The organism is Rhodoferax sp. (genome assembly GCF_028714215.1).
Classification (GTDB): domain Bacteria; phylum Pseudomonadota; class Gammaproteobacteria; order Burkholderiales; family Burkholderiaceae_C; genus Rhodoferax.
Genome location: NZ_JAQTMS010000035.1, coordinates 24,834 through 43,416 on the forward strand (window position 1 = coordinate 24,834; position 18,583 = coordinate 43,416).

11 protein-coding genes are annotated in these 18,583 nt (G+C 66.0%); 6 read left to right on the plus strand and 5 right to left on the minus strand.

From position 1 onward, the window contains the following. Window positions 1-17 precede the first annotated feature (17 nt). A complete protein-coding gene (locus tag PHS32_RS15690; protein ID WP_301079979.1) occupies window positions 18-644 on the plus strand; it encodes a hypothetical protein in 627 nt (208 codons plus the stop codon). A 34-nt stretch (window positions 645-678) separates the two neighbouring features. On the opposite strand, the gene PHS32_RS15695 is transcribed toward PHS32_RS15690, so the two are convergent. The 3 genes from PHS32_RS15695 to PHS32_RS15705 are packed head-to-tail and all read right to left on the minus strand — an operon-like array spanning window position 679 to window position 3,714. Further along, window positions 679-993 carry a cupin domain-containing protein gene (locus PHS32_RS15695; RefSeq protein WP_301079980.1) on the minus strand — a complete coding sequence of 105 codons (315 nt, stop codon included), beginning with the start codon at window positions 991-993 and terminating at the stop codon, window positions 679-681. Next, complete coding sequence (locus PHS32_RS15700) at window positions 993-2,987, minus strand: sensor histidine kinase (protein ID WP_301079981.1); 1,995 nt, start codon at window positions 2,985-2,987, stop codon at window positions 993-995. The genes PHS32_RS15695 and PHS32_RS15700 overlap by 1 nt, the downstream gene beginning before the upstream one ends. Continuing rightward, on the minus strand, window positions 2,980-3,714 hold the full coding sequence (locus PHS32_RS15705) for a response regulator transcription factor (protein ID WP_301079982.1): 735 nt from the start codon (window positions 3,712-3,714) through the stop codon (window positions 2,980-2,982). Before PHS32_RS15705 ends, PHS32_RS15700 begins: the two co-directional genes overlap by 8 nt. A gap of 154 nt (window positions 3,715-3,868) precedes the next feature. Here PHS32_RS15705 and ggt point away from each other — a divergent pair, with 154 nt between their 5' ends. Beyond that, complete coding sequence (ggt, locus tag PHS32_RS15710) at window positions 3,869-5,593, plus strand: gamma-glutamyltransferase (RefSeq protein ID WP_301079983.1); 1,725 nt, start codon at window positions 3,869-3,871, stop codon at window positions 5,591-5,593. 10 nt (window positions 5,594-5,603) lie between these two features. Here the strand turns inward: ggt and PHS32_RS15715 are convergent, their stop codons facing one another. Both PHS32_RS15715 and PHS32_RS15720 read right to left on the minus strand, forming a co-directional pair. Continuing rightward, complete coding sequence (locus PHS32_RS15715) at window positions 5,604-6,365, minus strand: enoyl-CoA hydratase/isomerase family protein (RefSeq protein WP_301079984.1); 762 nt, start codon at window positions 6,363-6,365, stop codon at window positions 5,604-5,606. Further along, window positions 6,362-7,951 (minus strand): AMP-binding protein, encoded by a 1,590-nt coding sequence (locus tag PHS32_RS15720; protein WP_301079985.1) that lies wholly within the window; start codon window positions 7,949-7,951, stop codon window positions 6,362-6,364. The genes PHS32_RS15715 and PHS32_RS15720 overlap by 4 nt, the downstream gene beginning before the upstream one ends. A gap of 255 nt (window positions 7,952-8,206) precedes the next feature. Between PHS32_RS15720 and PHS32_RS15725 the strand changes: the two genes are divergently transcribed. The 4 genes from PHS32_RS15725 to PHS32_RS15740 all read left to right on the plus strand — a co-directional run. Continuing rightward, window positions 8,207-10,390 carry an Ig-like domain-containing protein gene (locus PHS32_RS15725; RefSeq protein ID WP_301079986.1) on the plus strand — a complete coding sequence of 728 codons (2,184 nt, stop codon included), beginning with the start codon at window positions 8,207-8,209 and terminating at the stop codon, window positions 10,388-10,390. Window positions 10,391-10,487: 97 nt separating this feature from the next. After that, the gene (locus tag PHS32_RS15730; RefSeq protein WP_301079987.1) at window positions 10,488-11,666 is read left to right on the plus strand and encodes an outer membrane beta-barrel protein; all 1,179 of its coding nucleotides are present in this window, start codon (window positions 10,488-10,490) and stop codon (window positions 11,664-11,666) included. 230 nt (window positions 11,667-11,896) lie between these two features. Beyond that, on the plus strand, window positions 11,897-12,139 hold the full coding sequence (locus tag PHS32_RS15735) for a hypothetical protein (protein WP_301079988.1): 243 nt from the start codon (window positions 11,897-11,899) through the stop codon (window positions 12,137-12,139). A gap of 3 nt (window positions 12,140-12,142) precedes the next feature. Further along, on the plus strand, window positions 12,143-18,583 hold a 6,441-nt coding region (locus PHS32_RS15740; protein WP_301079989.1), incomplete at its 3' end, for a glucoamylase family protein.

Consider the following 18,583-nt stretch of genomic DNA (forward strand, 5'->3'; position numbering starts at 1 on the left):
CGGCTGGAAAATCGAGGATGAAGCCAGCGCCCTTGTTGATCCTGCTGCTGGGCCTGCTGCTGGGGGCGGCCGGGATCTGGTACCGGCCGGCAGCGGCACCGGACGGAAGTTCGCCAGCGGCGGGGCCGACAGCGCCGCATGCCGCTGCCCCGTTGACGGCTGAGCGTTCAAGTGATGTCGGAAATGGGCCTGCCAGCGTGCCGCCGTGGACGCCAGCCCAAGCGCCCACGCCGGCCCCAACCTCCTCGGCCGGTGGCGGCAGTGCCTGGGTCGCGCCGGCGTTGACGCGGCAGCAGGAGCCGGCGCCAAAGGTGTCGATGGCCGGCCGGGACTGGTTGCTGCTGGGCGCCCGGGAGGTTGTGAACGGCAACGCAAAGCAGACCATCGTGGTGCTGCGGGACGAGCTCAGCGGGCAACTGGAATACCGTCAATCCGCCTTGCGCGTGGTGCTCAGGGAAGGCCTGGACTACGAGGCTTTCATCCGTGAACGGCCGCACGCGCGACGCTTGTTCGTGAATCCGCTGTATGGCGAAATAGCCGTCGATCCGGCCCAGATCGGTGCCGAATATCTGGCCTTGTCCAGCGATCCCCGGGTACTCAAAGTCACCTTCCTGCCGATCGCCGTGCCGCTCAAGGCCAGGTAGATCGCCGGCTCACCTGGTGCGCTGGCGTTTGCGTTCAGTAAAAGATGGCGAGCCAGATGGTTTCTTGCTCTGGCGCGGTCCAGGCGATCCGGTGTTTTTGGTGGGCCGGAATATGGACGTAGTCGCCGCATCCCAGATCCAGGGTGCCCTCCGGAAATTGCAGCCGGGCCGCTCCCCTGAGCAACAAGACCCATTCCGGCTGCTCCTGGTCGTACCAGAAATCCGGACCCGATTCATGTCCTCTGGAAATGATGCGCTCTATTCTGAGTCGGCCCGATGACAACAGGGTTTGGCTAAGTTCCGCCGGCAATTCCCGCGGGATGTTGTCGAGTAGATTGGCTTTTTCCATCAGTTGATCTTTTGCTCCGGCTCGGCGCCGGTCAGCGGCAGGCGGATCGTGAACTCGGCGCCCCCCGCCACATTGCGCGCGCCGATGCTGCCGTGCAGACGTTCGGTGATCATGCGGCTGGCCAATACCAAGCCGAAGCCCAGCCCGGAATGGCTGGAGGGACGGGCGTACAACTCGAACAGGCGCTCCAGGTGCTCAGCCCGGATACCGCCGCCGTTGTCGGTGATGGTCAGCAACAACTGGTGCCCGGTCGCGCTCATTGTTACCGTGATCAGGGGGGCGGCGACCTTGCGTTCCTTGAGCACTTGGGTGGCGTTCTCCAGCACGATCATCATGGCGTGCGCGAAGGCGTTGGCGTAGCCGTGCAGCACCAGATCCGGCAGCAGGCGGCGTTCGATGCGCAGCGCACTGCCGGTGGTCATGGGCGTCAGCATGCTCACCACATGCTCGATCTGCTCGGCCGGGTAAAAGTCCTGCTGCGACTTGTCGTCGCTATAGAAGCGGTAGATGTCGACGATGGTCTTGTCCATGAAGTCGATGGTCTGGCGCATGGCGGCCAGTGCCTTGGGCAGTTCCCGTTCGCGCTCGGCCAGCGGGCGATCCATCAGCGATTCGAGCTTCATCAACTGCGTGCCGGCGTAGATCACCGGCCGCTTCAACTGATGCACCACGCCCGAGAGCATCTGACCGACCGAAATGAATTTCGATTGCGCGATCAGCAGCCGCTCGCTGGCATCGTGCTCGGCGGCCAGGCGGCGGATGCGCTGGCCCAGACCGAGTGACAGAAAACTGAGTTCCAGTGTCAATCCGATCGGGGTCCCGTAAACGCTGGTGAACTCGGGAATCCCAAGTTCCAGACCAAACCACTCGGCATCCTGCAGCAGCGCCAGCAGGATGAAGCTGCCGGTGCCGGCCAGGTAATAGGACCAGCCGGCAAAGCGCTGCACGGCGGCATGGATGGCCACCGCCAGCCAGAACAGCAGGAAAAACAGCAGCAGATACGCCATCGCGGGGCCGATCACGTCCAGCGCTGGCCAAAAGGCGGCGGCGACTTCGGTCAGCATGATGGTCAATGCCAGCGCGATCCAGCCCTGAAGCAGGCGCGCCACCCCTGGGGAGCGGTGTTTCAGGTCGAAGAACGCGTTGCCAAAGAGCGCCGCGGTGATCGTCACCAGCATCAGCATGAGTCGCGAAATTCTGGCCTCGGTGACGGCTGTCAGCGAACCCAGAAGGGCGGCCGTGTCGGGCATCAAAGTGCTGAACAGGGGTCTGGCCAATACCAGGATGTCGACCCCATGCATGGTCAGGGTGAAGGCGTACAGCGTGCTGGCGTGCAGCACATAAAACAGGAAAACACGCTGGCGCAAGGCAAAACCGGCGATCAGGTTGTACAACACCAGCGCCGCCACCAGACCCGTGAAGATGCCCCAGATGCTGGCGTCGCGCTGGGCAAAACGCAGGAAGCTGTTGGGCGTATACAAGTGGCTGTCGATCTCCATGGCGCGCTCGGAGTAGTGCCGGGTGTAGATCAGCACCTGCTCGCCGGCGCCCAGCGCAATCGGCTGCACGTCGTAGCGGTGGGACAGCGTGCGTGGCTCGCGCGGACGGTGACGGCCCAGAGCGTAGGATTCGACTTCACCGCCCTGGCGCAGCAGGTGGATGTCGATCTGGTAGACGTAAGGCGAGGGATTCATCAGCAATACGCTGCGCTTCTCGGGCGACGGGTTGTGCAGCGCCAGACGGGTCCAGACCGCGGCCCGTTGGACCGGGAAACGGGTGCGCTGCGTGGCCTTGAAACTGGCGTCCCGACGGCGCACCTCGGCCAGCGTCAACAGCCGGCTTTCATCGACCAGCATTTCTAGCGATGAGCGGGCGTCCAGTCGCGTGAAGTCCGGCGGCAGCTCCAGCGCCGTCAGCGCGGCGGCCGGCAGCGACCCGCACAGCAATGCCGCAGTCGCCAGCCAGCGCCACGGCCAGCGCCAAATCTCATTCATGCGGCGCCTGACGCAGCATGAAACCCATGCCGTACATGTTGGCGATATGGTCGGCCCCGATCTTTTGCCGCAGGCGCAGGATCAGGTTCTTCAAGCCGGCTTCGCTGGCGTTTTCGTCGTCGCCGTAGACCTGCGCCAGGATGCGGTCCTTGCTCAGCCATTGCCCACGGTGTTTCAAAAGCAGATCGAGCAAGGCCTTCTCCCGGTTCGTCAAGTGCACCGCTTGACCGGCGCGGTACAGGCAGTCGCTGGTCACGCAATAAGTGGTGTCGGCATCGAAGCGGGTGAACAAGCGGCCTTCGGCCAGAATGCGCTCGGCGCTGCGGCCCAGGGCTTCTTTCAGGCGTGCCCAGGACAAGGGCTTGACCAGGTAATCGGCCAGGTTGAGCCGCATCGCTTCCAGCAATTCGTCAGTCTTCGCGTAGGCACTGGTGATGAAAATCGGTACATGGAGATCGCGCTGGCGGATCGCTGCCGTCATTTCCAGTCCGTTCATTTTCGGCATCCGCAGGTCCGCGATCACCAGATGGATGGGACGGGAGTCGAACACACGCAAGCCTTCTTCGCCATCGGCCGCAACCACCAGATCGCGGAAAAAGCCGCGCAGCAGGTCGGCCGTGTCATCCCGCAAGACGGCGTCGTCCTCGACATAGAGCGCATCGAAATTGCGCAGGATCGAAATTCGCCGGTTGGCCACCGGCGGGGCGGAATCGGAGCTGCCTTCCATCGGGAAATTATGCCTACCCCGGTTGAGACTTTTACGAGACTTTGTGGTTTGGTCGGCGATCCGGCGCTTGCAGGCCGTGCTTTGGCTGTTCCCTGCTAGAGTGCTGGCGGCAGGGATTACGCCTTGCTGCCCAATTATCCGGAGACACGCCACTATGCAAAAACTGTCCACGCGCCTGCTGTTGATCGCCAGCGCCACGTTTCTTTGTTACGCCGGCAGCCAGGCCGCCTCGGTGGCTCCGGTGGCGGCCGAACACGGCATGGTGGTGACGGCGCAGCAGCTGGCGACCCGGGTCGGGGTCGACGTGCTGAAGAAAGGCGGCAACGCGATCGATGCCGCGGTGGCGGTCGGCTATGCGCTGGCGGTGGTCTACCCGGCGGCCGGCAATCTGGGTGGCGGCGGCTTCATGACGCTGCAACTGGCCGATGGGCGCAAGACCTTCCTCGATTTTCGCGAAAAGGCGCCGCTGGCCGCTACCGCCAATATGTACCTGGACGCTGACGGTAATGTGGTCAAGGGCCTGAGCACCAAGGGCTACCTGGCGGTGGGTGTGCCGGGGTCCGTGGCCGGGCTGGAACTGGCGCGTGCCAAATACGGCAGCATGACGCGCGCCGCGCTGATGGCGCCGGCGATCCAATTGGCCCAGCGTGGTTTTGCGCTGGAGCAGGGCGATGCCGACATCTTGCAGTCGGCGAGCGCCGACCTGGCCAAGGACGCGCCGTCCGCCGCCATCTTTCTAAATCGCGGCGAGCCGTTCCAGAGCGGCCAGAAACTGGTGCAGAAAGACCTGGCCAGAACCCTGCGTCTGATCAGCCAGCGCGGCGTTGCAGGCTTCTACCAAGGGCCGGTCGCCAAGGCGCTGGTGGCGGCCAGCAAGGCCGGCAAAGGCATCCTCAGCCAAGCCGACCTGGACCAGTACACGGTGCGCGAACTCGCGCCGGTGGAGTGCGATTACCGGGGTTACCACATCGTGTCGGCACCGCCACCCAGCTCGGGTGGGGTCGTGATCTGCGAGATTCTGAATATCGTCGAAGGCTACCCGCTCAAGGACTGGGGTTTTCGCTCGGCCCAGGCGGTGCACTACCAGATCGAAGCCATGCGCCACGCCTACCTGGATCGCAACAGCTACCTGGGCGACCCGGACTTTGTGAAGAATCCGCTGGAGCGACTGCTGGACAAGGGCTACGCGGCCAAAATCCGCGCCGCCATCGACCCGGCCAAGGCCGGCGTCTCGCAGCAACTCAAGCCCGGTGTCGCGCCGCACGAAGGGACCAACACCACGCACTACTCGATCGTCGACCAGGCCGGCAACGCGGTGGCGGTCACCTACACCTTGAACGACTGGTTCGGTGCCCGGGTCACGGCCTCCGGCACCGGCGTGCTGCTGAACAACGAAATGGACGACTTCACGGTCAAGGTCGGCGTGCCCAATCTGTACGGTCTGGTGCAGGGCGAAGCCAACGCCATTGCGCCGGGCAAGAGGCCTTTGAGTTCCATGAGCCCGACCATCGTCAGCCAGGGCGGCAAGCCGGTCATGGTGGTCGGAACGCCCGGCGGCAGCCGCATCATCACGGCCGTGACGCACACCATCCTGAACGTGATCGACTACGGCATGAACGTGCAGGAAGCGGTCGACGCGCCGCGTTTCCACCAGCAGTGGTTGCCCGATCTGACCAATGTCGATACGTTCGGCATCAGCCCCGACACGCGTAAGATCCTGCTCGGCATGGGGCACCAACTGGGCGCGCCGCAGCCAGCCAACCATCTGGCGGTGATCCTGGTGGGAGCGCCGTCGCTGGGCGGCAAACCGGTTGGCAACAAGCGCTTCTATGGCGCCAACGACCCGCGCCGCAATACCGGGCTGGCGCTGGGCTATTGAGCGTTGCCGGCTACAGCCGCTTGCTGGCAAATTCCTGAATTCTTTGTGCCGTGTCATGGTTGGCAAAACAGGCCGCCGCCGCCTCCTGTTCCAGCTCGATGGCCTTGGCCAACTGGCTTTGCAACTGACTGGTCAGCAGGCGCTTGAGGCGCGTCGTGGCGGTGGCCGAGCGTGATGCCACTTGTGCTGCCAACTCGATGGCAGTCGGTAGCATGGCATCCTGGGTTGTGACGCGATTGACCAGGCCCAGTTGCTGCAAGGCCGAGGCGCCGTGCCGCTCACCCAGCACGATCAACTCCATGGTGCGCTGGTGCCCCAGCGCCTGCGGCAGCAGGTGCGTGACGCCGCCGGTGACGAAATGGCCTAACGCCATCTCGGGAAAGAAGCACACCAGGTTGTCGGCCGCCACCACCATGTCGCAGTTGAGCACCCATTCGAAACCGCCGCCCACGGCATAGCCATGCACGGCGCCGATGACCAGCTTGGGGCCGAACATGATGTCGCGCGTGATCTGCTGGATGCGCTGGCAGTGCAGTGCGATGGAAGCCGGACTTTCGGCCTGCTGGTCGAACTCCTTCAAATCGTCGCCGGCGCAAAAAGCCCGACCGGCGCCGGTCAGCACGATGCAGCCGGTGGCCGGGTCGCTTTGCGCTTGCGCCAGCGCCGCATGCAAGTCCAGCAGCAACTCGCCGCCAATGGCATTGAGTCGCTCCGGACGGTTGAGGGTGACCACGCTGACGCGGCCCACGGTACTGATCTCGGTAAATTTCATGTTTTGCTCCATTTTTCACGGTCCCAGGTGTCGGCGGTAATGCCTTGTTGTTGCAGTTTGAATTTCTCGATCTTGTCGGTGGGTGTTTTCGGCAGCTCGCCGACAAAGCGGAGGTAGCGCGGCAGCATGAAGGGCGCCATGCGCTCGCGGCAAAAGTCCAGCAGGGCCGGGGCGTCGGGCTGCGCGTCGTGGCGCAGCACCACGCAAGCCATCACCTCTTCTTCGGTCATCTCGCTGGGCACGCCGTAGACGGCGCAGGCCAGCACATCCGGGTGTTGCTCGACCAGCATTTCAACTTCAGCCGCCGCAATGTTTTCGCCGCGCCGGCGCACCATGTCCTTGTTGCGCCCGACAAAGTACAGAAAGCCGTCGGCGTCGCTTCTCAGCAAATCGCCGGTATGAAACCACAAGTCCCGAAAAGCCGCCAGCGTGGCCTGCGGCATGCCGTAATAGCCGGCCATGATGAGGGAGGGCTCGCGCGTCCGCAGCGCCAACTCGCCGGCTTGCCCCACCGGCACTTCGAAACCATCCGGGTCCAGCAGCGCCACGTCGAACGGCCCGATGGGTTTGCCGCAAGAGCCCGACCGGCGCGGCTCATCCTGCGGCGTGAAAATCATGGCGCCGGCTTCGGTCAGGCCGTACAACTCCACCAGGCGGCAGCCGAAACGCGCTTCGAACTCGCTCGCCCAGGCCGGCAGCGGCACGCCCCAGCCGAGCCGCGCGAAATGTTCCCGGTCGCGTGCCGACGGCGGCTGTTTCCACAACATGGTGAGGGTGGCGCCCATGAAATCGAACACGGTGGCCTTGAGCGCGCGCATCTCGTCCCAGTAGCGCGACACGCTGAAGCGCTCGCCGATCGCGGCAACGCCCCGCAGCAGCAGGGCCGGGGCGATGGTCATGACGGCGGCGTCCAGATGAAACATCGGGTAGGGGCAGTACAGCACGTCATCGGGTTTCAGCCCTAGCCCCTGGATGGTCAGACTGGCCTGCGCCAGCACGAAGCGGTGCGAAATCATGGCGGCCTTGGAGGAGCCGCTGGTGCCGGAGGTGTAGAGCAGCAGGCACAGTTCGGCAAAGCCGACCTCCGGCAGCGTCGCCGGCGCCTGGCCTGGCGCTTGCAGCGCGTCATAGGACAGGCAGCCGGGCGCCGCCTCGCCGCCGACCACCACCACCTGCCCTATGCTGGTGAGCTGGTTGCGGACCTCGGCCAGTTGCGGGTACTGGCTGGCATGCACCAGCAGCAGCCGGCTTTGCACCAGATTGAGGGCGCCGCTCAGCACCTGGCCCCTGAACGCGGTATTCACCGGCGCCGTCACGGCGCCCAGCTTGGCCAGGGCAAACCACAGCAGCGCGAATTCGATGCAGTTGGGCAACAGAAGGCTGACGTTGTCGCCGCGCCGCACACCCTGCGCCTGCAGCCCGGCGGCCAGTTGGTCGGAGGCGACGTCGACCTGGCGGTAAGTCCAACTGCCCTGCGTCATGCGGATAAAGGTCTGCTCCGGAACCTCGGCGGCGGCCCGTCGCAGTTCCGCCGCCAGCGAACCGGCAAAACGCGGCCCTGAACCGCCAACAGTGTCAAGTTTCATGGCTTGTATTCGAAAGTGAATAGGGCAAAGCAAGCAACATGCTACCGCGCCAGGGCAGGCCTGCCGGTCGCCGGCGTTACCTTGTGTTGCACCAGCTATGTTCGACAACGCACAGACGGTCTGTTCGCGCGCCGGAATACTCCACTCAGTCAGGCAGTGCGCAACAGCGATTTTGCATGACCGCAGCGTAAGCGCAGGCAGGGTGTCGGTGCTCTGCATCGATGGTTTTTTGTATTCATCAAATAGGACAGCAAAATGAAAAAATTCGTGAACTATTTCAGAATCCTGCCGTGGTTTACGGCATTGTTTCTGAGCATCCTGGCGGCGGGATGCGGCGGCTCAAGCCAGGCGCCCATTCTGGGCGCAGGTGGCGACGTGGCCACGCTGGTGCCGACCGTGACGGCCGTGGCGCCCCTTCCCAACGCGGTGGGGGTCTCGGTCAATACCAAAGTGATCAGTGCCACCTTCAGCAAGGCGATGGACCCCACCACGCTGTCCTCCGCCAGCTTTACCCTGGCCTGCCCGGCCGGCACACCGGTCACTGGCGTCGTCAGTTATCTGGCAGCCAGCAATCTGGCCACGCTGACGCTGCCGGCGGCCTCCAGTCTGGCGCCCAATACCTTGTGCACGGCCACCGTGACCACGGCGGCCAAGGACACCACCGGCATTGCGTTGGCAAATAGTTTTGTCTGGACCTTCATGACCGGTGCCGCGCCGGACACCACCGCACCCCTGGTTACCGCGACGGTCAATGCCAATGGCGCTACCGGTGTCGCACTCAATAGCAAGGATGGTGCCACTTTCAGCGAGGCGATGGACCCGGCCACGATTACCGCGGCAACCTTCATGCTTAAGCAGGGGACGACCCCGGTTGCCGGCGCTGTCAATTATTCCGGCGTGAACGCAGTCTTTACGCCGACCAGCGCTCTCACAGCCAATACGACTTATACCGCCACCATCACCACCGGGGCCAAGGACCTGGCCGGCAACGCACTGGCCAGCAACTACGTATGGAGCTGGACCACCGGCGTGGTCACCGACACGACGGCACCCCGGGTCATCGCGACCATCAATGCCAACGGCGCCACCGGTGTCTCGATCAACACCAAAGTAGGAGCCACCTTCAGCAAGGCGATGGACCCGTTGACGATCAGCACCGCTACCTTCACCTTGAAACAGGGCAGCACCGCGGTGGCCGGCACCACCGCCTACGCTGGCGTCGACGCGGTCTTTACGCCGACCAGCGTTCTGACACCTAACACCACTTATACCGCCACCATCACCACCGGCGCCAAGGACCTGGCAGGCAATCCGCTGGCCAGCGACTACGTCTGGAGTTGGACCACCGGCGCGACGGCGGACACCACCGCGCCGACAGTGATTCTTGTCAATCCGGCGGATCTCGCCACCAACGTCGCCACCAGCAGCGCCGTCAATGCCACCTTCAGCAAGGCGATGGACGGGTTGACCATCAGCACGGCCAGCTTTACCGTGGGCGGTGTCACTGGAACAGTGGCCTACAACGCTGCCAGCAAGATTGCGACCTTTACGCCCAACAGCAGTCTGGCCGCCGGCACCACCTATACCGCCACCGTGACCAGCGCGGCCAAGGACCTGGCCGGAAATGCCCTGGCAGCGAACAAGGTGTGGACCTTTACCACCGCCGCAACCCCGCCACCGCCGCCGCCCACCATCGCCCTTGGATCGGCTTCCACCTTCGGCACCTTCGGCGGTACTGCCGGCATGACCAACACGGGCACATTGACGCTGATCAACGGCAATATCGGGACCATCGCCACCGGCTCTTCTGCGGTGACCGGCTTCCACGACACGGCGGGTGACATCTACACCGAAACACCGGCCAATATTGGCGCTGTCAACGGCAAGATCTACACCTGCACCAGCTCCGTCACCGGCCCCACCTCGACCGGCCCCAACGCCGCCTCCTGTGCCATTGCCACGCAAGCTCGGCTGGATGCGCAAGCCGCTTACCTGGCCCTGGCGGCCATGCCGCCGGGTGCCAATCCGGGTGCCAATCTGGCCAACCTGACGCTGGCTCCTGGCGTCTATACCTCGCCGTCGGGTTCTTTCTTGATCGAGGGTGGTAATCTGACCCTGGACGCCCAAGGCAACGCGAATGCAACCTGGGTCTTCCAGATGGCGCAAACGCTGACAGTCGGCGGCCCCGGCGCTGCCGCGCCGCAAAGCATCATCCTGGCCGGTGGCGCCCAGGCCAAGAACGTGTTTTGGCAAGTCGGCACTTTTGCCACCATCAACGCCGCCGGTGGCGGCACCATGGTGGGAACCATCATTTCGCAGGCCGGCGCCTCGTTCTCCACCGCTGGCAATGTGGCCATCGTGACCTTGCAGGGGCGGGTGTTGTCGCTCGGTGCCTCGGTGACGCTGGTCGACACGGTCATCAATGTACCGGCCCCTTGACCGGCCAGTGACCCGGAAAAACGAAGTTCATCAATTGCAAGCATTCTGCGTACCGCGCTGATTCCATCGCGGACGCAGACTCCCTCTGGAGAAAGACATGAAATCAGCAAAATCCAAATTCGCAGCCGGCGCCGGCAAACTCAGCCTGGTGGCACTGGCCGTGATGGCCAGTACATTGGCCCTGGCCGACGACGCCGGCTGGTACACGGGGGCCAACATCGGCCGCACCAAAGCGACCATCGATGACGCCAGAATCAGCAGCAACCTGCTGGGCGCCGGCGCCAGCAGCGTCTCCATCGTCGAGGAAAACCGCGACCAGGGCTTCAAGATTTATGGCGGCTACCAGTTCAACCGGTATTTCGCGCTGGAAGGCGGCTATTTCGATCTGGGCCGCTTCTCCTTCACGGCCAACACCACGCCGGCCGGAACGCTGAGCGGCAATATCAATCTGCGAGGCCTCAATCTCGATCTGGTGGGCACACTGCCGATCACGGAGAAGTTTTCCGCCTTTGGCCGTATCGGTGCCAATTACGCCCAGGCCAGCGACAGCTTCAGCGGCAGCGGCGCGGTCCGCGTCTTCAGTTCCAATCCAAGCACGCGCGAGACCAATCTGAAGGTCGGTTTGGGACTGCAATACGCTTTCACCGACGCCCTGGCGCTGCGCGGCGAACTGGAACGCTACCGCATCAACGATGCCGTCGGCAACCGGGGCGACGTCGACATGCTCTCGGTCGGGCTGGTCTATCGCTTCGGCGCCAAGACGCCGACGCCGGTGGCCCGCGCGCCCGCTCCGCAGCCGGTCTATGTGGCACCGGCGCCAGAACCGATGGTCATGATGGCGGCGCCACCGCCACCGCCGCCGCCACCCCCTCCACCGCCGGCGGCGCGGATGCCGTCCCGGGTCACTTTCTCGGCCGATTCCCTGTTTGATTTTGACAAGTCCAGCGTGAAGCCGGCCGGCCAGCAGCAACTCGACCGCTTTGCCGCCGACCTGCGGGGCACCGACTTCGACGTCATCACGGTCACGGGCCACACCGACCGGATCGGCGCGCACGCCTACAACCTGAAGTTGTCGACGCGTCGCGCCGAGGCGGTCAAGGGTTATCTGGTGGGCAACGCCGGCCTGGCGGCCGACAAGATCGTCGCCAAAGGCGTCGACGGCGCCGATCCGGTGACCAAACCTGGCGATTGCCAGGGCCACAAGGCCAGCAAGGCGCTGATTGCCTGCCTGCAGCCGGATCGCCGCGTTGAAGTCGAAGTGACCGGCACGCGTTGAGGCCGGTGGCGCCAGGCGGCCAACTGGCTGCCGGCGCCGGCCGCGCAAGCCCCTCTTTTTGGTGCTTGTCCTACAGCCTTGTGCGTGCCGTCTGACAGACATCGCAAGGCTTGCTCCCTACCATCGGTGCATCGCCTTGTTGCTTCGCCATCGACAAGGCGATGGCGCCTGTGGGCAACCATTTCTCAATTATTCGGCTCGGCTTTTTGGTCGTGCGCGTGGAGCCACTTATGAATGCCAAGGTCATTACCCATCCGTCCTGGAGCACTGCGTCGTTTGGCGACAACCCGGGTACCTCGCCGATGGAGCTGTCGGCGCTGGGTGAGCACCTGGACCTGTGTCGCGGAGCGCACGGTCGCCTGTTCGCCCTGCAATGCGCCGCCCATACCGTGCAAGGCTTCGTGGCGACGCGCTTTGTAACGACACTGGTGGTGCTGGCACTGTTGATCGGTCTGGTTTCGCTGGTGTGGTAAGGCATGGCGCAATCCGAGTTGCTGCGCCTGGTACCGGATGCGCCGCCCGCCTTGTGCGCCATCCTGGACGATCAGCGCGGCGCGCTGCCGCCGCCGATACGTTCCGAGATTTTCGGCCTGCAGCGTTTTGCGCAGCATGGCCGCAGCCTGGGTGAAAGCCACCGCGCCGCCCGCGCCAGTTGGCGCGCCGCCACCTTTTTCCCGCGCCTGCGCAGCAACATCGACGCGCTGCGTGAAGCCCAACACTACATCGGCGAACAGGCCAGCACTGGCTACGACATCAGCCCGGCGGCCGAATGGCTGCTTGACAACTTTCACCTGATCGAAGCGCAACTGAAGGAAATTCACGAGGGTTTGCCGCGCAGCTATTTCCGCACCCTGCCGGTGCTGCTGGACCCGCCGCTGGCCGGCTTGCCGCGCGTCTATGGCGTGGCCTGGGCCTTCGTCGCGCACACCGACGGCGCTTTCGACGAAGAGTTGTTGAAACAGTTTCTGGGCGCTTACCAGGAAACCCGCGAACTCAACCTGAGCGAGATGTGGGCGCTGCCCACCACCTTGCGCGTGGTGCTGATCGAAAACCTGCGCCGCCTGGCCGAACGCGTGGCCAGCAACAAGGCGGCGCGCGAGGTTGCCAACCTGTGCTGCGATCACCTCGAAAGGCTGGATCTGGCGGGGCTGGATCAACTGCTGACCCTGCTCAACCAGCGCGGCGTCGGCCGCGTCTTCCTGGCCCAGATGGCGCAACGCCTGCGGGACCTGCAAAGCAGCGCCGCGGCTAGCGATCCGGCGCGCTATCCGGACAGCTACCGCGACTGGCTGCGTCTGGCGTTGCCGGATCTGGTTGCGCTGCAGACGCAGCAAAGCGCCGACCAGGCGGCCGACAACCTGAGCGTCAGCAACGCCGTCACCTCGCTGCGTGCCATCGGCGCCGCCGACTGGCCGGAGATCGTCGCCCACACCAGTCCCCTGATGCGGCTGATGCTGACTTCGACCCTGTTCGAGGCGGAACATTCCGTGACCCGTGACCAGACGCTGCACGGCATCGAACGGCTGGCCTGGCGCAGCGGCCGCAGCGAAGTGTCGGTGGCGCAGACGCTGTTCGATCTGATGCACTCCGACGCCGCCGCCGCCGCTGGCGCGCTGGCCAGCCACTGGCTGCGCGGCGCCGGCCGGCCGGCCCTGACCAGCGCCCTCGGTCTGCACGAAGGCGCGGCGCTGCTGTGGCGCGCCCTGGCCCGGCGCCTGGCTTTGCCGGTCTACCTGGGCGCCGTGCTGCTGGGTAGCGTGGGCCTGCTGGTTTGGTTGATGAGCCAGGCCGGCCAGCCCGGCGGCGTTGACTACAAGGCGGTGACCGTGCTGGGCGCGCTGTTGATGCTGTTTCCGGCGTCGGAAGCGGTGGTGGCACTGATCAACCGGCTGATCAGCGAGTCGGTGCGGCCGCGCCATCTGCCGCGTCTGGCGTTGGCCAACGGCATACCGGCCGAGCACCGGGTGCTGGTGGTGATCCCGGCCATGCTGAGCAGCGCTGCCGCCAGCCGCGAACTGGTGCACCGTTTGCAGTTGCACTACCTCGCCAACCCGGAACGCCAGGCCCAGTTCGCGCTGTTGTCCGACTGGGTCGATGCCGACAGCGCGCAACTGGCCTCGGACGACGCCTTGCTCAGCGGCGTGCGAGAGCAAATCCGCGAACTCAACCAGCGCTATCCCACTGCGACGGAGGAGGGCGGGGCGGCGCCGCGCTTCATCCTGCTGCACCGCGAGCGGCTGTTTTGCGAAACCGAGCAACGCTGGATCGGCTGGGAACGCAAGCGCGGCAAACTCGAACAACTGGTGGCGGCGCTGGCGCAGGGCAGCAGCGCCGCTTTCCTGGATCTGGCCGACGAATCCCGCATCGCCGCCGACACCCGCTACATCGTCACGCTCGACAGCGACACCCAGCTGCCGCCCGGACGCCTGCGCGAGCTGGTGGGCGTGGCGGCGCATCCCGAGAATCAGCCGCAACTCGACGCCAGCGGGCGAACGGTGATAAGCGGCTACGGCATTTTGCAGCCGCGCGTCGCCACGCCGCTGCCGGCGCCGCAGGAATTCACGCTGTACCACTGGCTGTTTGCCGGGCAGTGCGGCATCGATCCCTACAGCGCCGCCAGTTCCGAGGTCTATCAGGACTTGTTTTCCGAAGGCACCTTCACCGGCAAGGGCTTGCTCAACGTGCGGGCGCTGCATGCCGTGTTGTCCGGACGCCTGCCCGAGGGGCAGGTGTTGAGCCACGATTTGCTGGAAGGCTCGATCGCGCGCTGTGCCGCCGTGACCGATATCACGCTGATCGAGGACGCGCCGTTCCATGCCGATGTGGGCGCTGCGCGGGTGCACCGCTGGACCCGCGGCGACTGGCAACTGCTGACCTTTCTGCGGCACCCCGGGCGCTACGGCATCCGCCTCATCAATCGCTGGAAGATGTTCGACAACCTGCGCCGTTCGCTGGTGGCGCCGCTGTCGCTGGCGCTGTTGGCGCTGGCCCTGAGCGGCCGCGTGGTGTCGCCCTGGGCCGCGCTGGCGCTGGTGCTGGCGGCGTTTTCGGCCGGACCCGTGATGGGTGCCGTGGCGGCTTTTGCGCCGAGCCGCGAGGACCTCGCGCGGCGCCATTTTTACGGCCAGGGTGCGATCGACCTGGAGCGTGCCCTGTGGGCCGGGCTGTGGCTGCTGGCGCAGTTGCTGGCGCAGGCGCTGCAGGGCGTCGACGCCATCGCGCGGGCGCTCTACCGCATCGGCATCAGTCGGCGCCACTTGCTGCAATGGACCACCGCCGCGGCCGCGCAGGCCTCGGCCAGGAGCGACCTGGCGGGGTTGCTGCGGCTCCATTGGCGCGTGCCGCTGCTGGCCCTGGCGCTGCTGGGCTCGCTGCTGGCCGGCGCCACGCCGTACCCGCTGACGGCCCTGCTGCTGTGCCTGTTGTGGGCGGCCTCACCGGTCTGGACCTGGTGGGTCAGCCGGCCGCGCTCGGCGCGCCAGGACGCGGCGCTGGCGCTGCCGGAGCAGGTTTATCTGGGCGGCATCGCACGCGACACCTGGCGCTTCTTCGAGCGCTGCGTGGGGCCCGAGGACAAGCACCTGCCGCCCGACAATCTACAGATCATGCCGCACGACATGGTGGCGCACCGGACCTCGCCGACCAACATGGGCCTGTACCTGCTGAGCGTCGCCTGCGCCCGCCAGTTCGGCTGGATCGGAACCCAGGACCTGCTCGGCCGGCTGGAGGCGACGCTGGCCACCTTGCTCACCTTGCAGCGCTACCGCGGTCACTTTCTGAACTGGTACGACACGCAAACCGGCGAGCCGCTGCTGGCGCTGTATGTGTCCACGGTGGACAGCGGCAACCTGTGTGGCCATCTGCTGGCGCTGGCCCAGGCCTGCCTGGAACTGGCGGCGGCGCCGTACGACGGCGCGCCAGCGCAGCGCGCGCTGGAGTGTTCCAGACGCCGGCTGGCGCCGCTGCTGGCACGGCGCGGCAAATTGTCGCCGGCGCTGCGCCAGGAACTCAGATGGTGCCTGGCCGATCACCGGGCGACCCTGCGCTCGGCCGCGCTGGACGCGCAGGCGCAGGGCGACGACGAGGCGCAGGCGCAGGGGGAGGCGAGCCGGCGCTTGCGCCTGCTGGCCGAGAGCTGCCAACAACTGGTCCAGCAAGCCGACTTCAGTTTTCTGTACCACCGCAAGCGCCATCTGCTGCACATCGGCTTTCGGGTCGCCGAGCAGGAACTCGATGCCGGCTTTTACGATTTGCTGGCGTCCGAGTCGTGCCTGACCAGTCTGCTGGCGATCGCCAAGGGCGATCTGCCGGTGACCCATTGGGAGACGCTGGGGCGCTTGTTCTTCGCGGTCGGCGCGCAGGCCGGCCTGCGCTCCTGGTCGGGCTCCATGTTCGAATACTTGATGCCCAGCCTGGTGCTCGACGAGCCGCGCGGCAGCGTGCTGCGGGAAGCCTGCCATGCGGCACTGCGCGAGCAGATCCGGTTTGCCCGGGCCCAGGGCGTGCCCTGGGGCATCTCGGAATCGGCCTACGCCGGCAGCGACTACACGCTGGCCTACCAGTACGCGCCGCAAGGAGTGCCGCGGCTGGCGCTGCGCCGTACCCCGCCGGACGAACTGGTGATCGCGCCCTATGCCACGGCACTGGCGGCGCAGATCGCGCCGCGTCATGCGGCGGCCAACTTCGCGGCGCTGGAAAAGCTGGCGGCGCGTTCGCGCTATGGCTTCATCGAAGCGCTCGATTTTTCGCCGGCGCGCCAGGCCGGCATCGAACTGTTCACGCCGGTCAGCACCTTCATGGCGCACCACCAGGGCATGAGCATCGTGGCGCTGGCCAACGTGCTGCTCGACGGCGTGGCGCAACGCTGGGGCATGGCCAATGCGCAAATCGAGGCGGTGGCTTCGCTGCTGCACGAGCGGGTGCCGCGCGAGGTCTCGACCCTGTCGGCCCCGCCGGCCGCCACGCCGCTGCAGGGGCGGGAACGCAGACGGGTGCCGGGGCTGCTGCGCGAGGTGATGCCGGGGCAAGCCGCCGTGGAGCCCACGCAGGTGCTGTCGAACGGGCGTTACAGCGTCTCGCTGCGGGCCAATGGGGCCGGCTGGAGCCGCTGCGGCCAGACCGCCATCACGCGCTGGCGCGACGACGCCTTGCGCGATGCCCACGGCAGCTTCTTTTACCTGCGCTGGCCGGCGCCGGCGCGCCTGGCCTCCCTGACGCAGCACCCGGCGCCCGATCCGGCGGCGCACTATCGCAGCGTCTACCATTCCGACCGCGTCTGCTTCGACGCCGCCTGGCCCACCCTGGAGGCGCACGTCACGGTCTGGGTCAGCCCGGAAGACGACATCGAGTTCCGCCAGGTCGAGTTGCGCAACCTGAGCGACAGCCCGCTCGACATCGAATTGCTGTCGGCGTTCGAGGTCACGCTGTCCGACCCGCGCGCCGATGAAGCCCACCCCGCGTTCGCCAATCTGTTCGTGCGCGCCGAGTGGCAGGCCGAGCACCGAGCGCTGCTGTTCGAGCGCAAGCCGCGCCTGCCGACCGAACGCGGCTTGCAGGCGGCCCATTTCCTGGCCGAGAGCGACCCGCAGGTGCGTGGCCTGCGGGTGCAGACCGACCGCCAGCGCTGGTGCGGCCGCAACCAGAGTGCCAGCCAGCCGCTGGCCTCGTTCGATGCCTTGCCGACGCCGTCTGTCGAGCCGACGCCGGGTCTTGACGGCGGGCTTGATTCCGGGATCGAGACCCGGCTCGATACCGGGCTCGATCCGGTCTGCGCCCTGGCCGTGCAGCTGCGCATCGCCGGCAACGCCAAGGCACGCCTGACCTTCGCCACGGCGGCGTCGGACAACCGCGCCACCTTGCACGCGGTGATCGACAAGTACCTGCAAGCCAGCCTGATCGAGCGCGCCTCGCTGATGTCAGCGACGCTGACCAGCATCCGTTTGCGCGCCCTGAACCTGCGGGCCGAGAACTTCGTGGCGATCCAGTTGCTGACCACGGCGCTGGTGCTGAGCCTGACGCGCACGCCGCGCAGCCCGGCCCGCGGCGCTGTCGCCGAGAGCGCCGAGGCGGCGCCGGTGCTGGTCTGCGACCGGCGCCTGCTGTGGCGCTTTGGCATCTCCGGCGATCGCCCGCTGCTGCTGCTGTCGGTCGGCGCGCTGCAAGGCCTGGGCTTGCTGCGTTCGCTGGCGCAGGCTTTGAACCAATGGTCCTGGGGCGGCATTGCCTGCGACCTGGTGGTGATCAATGCGGAGCCGATCTCTTACCTGATGCCGCTACAGCGCGAGATCGCGGCGCTGCGCGAGCGCCACGAGGCCGACAGCGCGGCCCAATCCAGCGCCAGCAATCCGGCCTGCACCGGCTTTCACGTGCTGCGCGCCGACGAGCTCTCGGTGGAGGAGCTGAGCACGCTGAAAACCCTGGCCCGCGTGCGCTTGCGGGCCGACGGCCGCCCGCTGCTGCACCATGTGCAGGAATGGATCGAGTCGCACGAGCAGGCCTTCGAGCAACGCCATGGCATCTCGACCGCGGCGCTGGCCGTGGTCGCGGCGCCGGCGCTTGCCGCGGCGGCGTCCGTGGGTGAGTTCGATGCCGCCTCGGGCGAGTTCCGCTTCGGCGTCGGCGCCCGGCTGCGCCCGCCGCGACCCTGGATCAACGTGCTGGCGAACCCGGATTTCGGCGCCCAGATCTCGGAAGCCGGCGGCGGCTACAGCTGGGCCTTGAACAGCCGCATGAACCAGCTCACGGGCTGGTCCAACGACCCGGTGGCCGACCCACCGTCCGAATGGTTCCTGCTGCAGGACCTCAAATCCCGCCAGGTCTGGAGCGTGACGCCCAACGCCTGGGGCGACCCGCGCGCGATCTACAGCGTCTCGCATGGGCAGGGCTACAGCCTGATCAGCCACAGTCGCGGCGATCTG